This window comes from Cryobacterium sp. Y62 (assembly GCF_002929785.1).
Classification (GTDB): domain Bacteria; phylum Actinomycetota; class Actinomycetes; order Actinomycetales; family Microbacteriaceae; genus Cryobacterium.
In genome coordinates this window covers 1-1553 of the sequence record NZ_PJJK01000015.1, presented here as the reverse complement: position 1 = coordinate 1553, position 1553 = coordinate 1, and the positions used below count along the sequence as shown (strand labels likewise).

At 55.5% G+C, this 1553-nt stretch carries 3 protein-coding genes; all 3 read left to right on the top strand.

Going from position 1 to position 1553, the window contains the following annotated elements; translation table 11 throughout:
- The first annotated feature begins 290 nt into the window (after positions 1 to 290).
- The 3 genes from CXY71_RS00115 (at position 291) to CXY71_RS21575 (ending at position 1483) form a co-directional block, all read left to right on the top strand.
- The gene (locus tag CXY71_RS00115) at positions 291 to 512 is read left to right on the top strand and encodes a DUF6290 family protein (protein ID WP_104133721.1); all 222 of its coding nucleotides are present in this window, start codon (positions 291 to 293) and stop codon (positions 510 to 512) included.
- Entirely contained in the window at positions 509 to 775 is a 267-nt protein-coding gene (locus CXY71_RS00110; RefSeq protein ID WP_104133720.1) for a type II toxin-antitoxin system RelE/ParE family toxin, read from the top strand. The genes CXY71_RS00115 and CXY71_RS00110 overlap by 4 nt, the downstream gene beginning before the upstream one ends.
- Positions 776 to 961: 186 nt before the next feature.
- Complete coding sequence (locus tag CXY71_RS21575) at positions 962 to 1483, top strand: hypothetical protein (protein WP_146072682.1); 522 nt, start codon at positions 962 to 964, stop codon at positions 1481 to 1483.
- Positions 1484 to 1553 lie beyond the last annotated feature (70 nt).

Sequence of the window (1553 nt, the reverse complement as noted above, 5' to 3'; positions counted from 1 at the left end):
CCATTATGGTTATCAACAGCCAGCATTGGCAGCGTAGGAGAAACCACTAATTCCGCTGTCCGAAATACCCGCGGCAGGTCACCCAGCCGTCCCGCAGGGGGCTTGCGGGCAGCCCGTTGTGGGGTTGTGCCGGGAGCCATGTCGCTCGACGATCCGGTTGCGCTGCTTCTAACACCGGTGTCCGCGCGCGCCTGAACCGTCATCTCGGATAAAACAAGAAAACTAGACCAATCCACTCCTTCTCTGTAAAATGGATGTAAACATGTCTTATTTGTGTCGAAAGGTACCAAATGACTATCTCGATCCGACTCACCGACGAAGAAGAAGAACGCCTCGATCAGCTCGCGCGTCGCACGGGCCGCTCGAAGAGTTTCTACGTTCGCACAGCGCTTCACGAGCACCTGGCCGAAATGGAGGATGCCTTCGCGGCCGATGAATCACTCGACGCTTTCGAGGCCGCCGGACGACGCACCCGCCCGCTCGCGGCACTCAAGGCCGAGACTAATCTGTGACACCTCGGTGGCAGGTTGAAACCACCGAGCAGTTCGACCGTGACTTCAAAAAACTTGACCAGGCAATCCAACGACGAGTGATGGCCTCCCTCGAAGAAGTAGAGAAACTAGATGATCCTCGCCAGCGCGGCAAGGGCCTCACGGCCAACCACACGGGAGTGTGGAGGTATCGAGTTGGAGATCACCGCATCCTCGCCCAGATCATCGGCAACTCTTTGACCGTCCTCACCCTCAACGTTGACCATCGCAAAGACGTGTACTGAGAACTAAGAAGCAATGCATCCCCGACTAGATGAGTTCCTCGCGGCTGGCACACGATATTGCCCGCAGAGGGTCCGGCTTACGGACCCCTCACTGACAGTGAGCTGATCCCAAGGCGTTTAATTACGTGACGCTTCGTTCATCCAAGCCATGGTTTAAGCAGTTCAGCTATCCTCAAATCACAAGCAATGAATGGGAACGACATGGCTTCCACAAGATCGATCAACAAGGGAAAGCGATTGGTCGTTCTCAGTGCGGTGCTCATGGTAAGCGTGATTGTGTCCGGCTGCTCAGTCTCGGACTTGTGCCCCACGATCGGGTGGTCCAACACTGTCACCGTCAAGCTCGAAGGTACAACATCTAACGTCAGCGTCGTTGAGTTGTGTGCCGACGGTGAATGTTCAGGCCCTGCTCCAAGTCAGCTATCGCCAGACGAGTCCGTCGGTATTGAGATCCTTGATCCACTGCAACTTGAAACCTTCACGCCGGTTCCCTCTGCAATTCATCTCTCGTTCTTCGCTTCCAAGGTCGATGAACACTCTTGGGAGATTTCGACAATAATGGCGACTCCAAAAAATGTCACTATTCGCGCACTCTCACCAAGCAAAGAGGTCCTCGCCGAGAGGGACGTGACACTCAACTGGGTCCGCGTGGGCCCTACGTGCCAGGGTTGGGTGAGGCCAGTAGCTAACAGCAAGGCCGCCGTGTGACGTAGGGCGAGAATCAGGAATCATCACCATGTCCAGCCCGTCTTTGATCGCCCTGCGTGACGATAGTCAT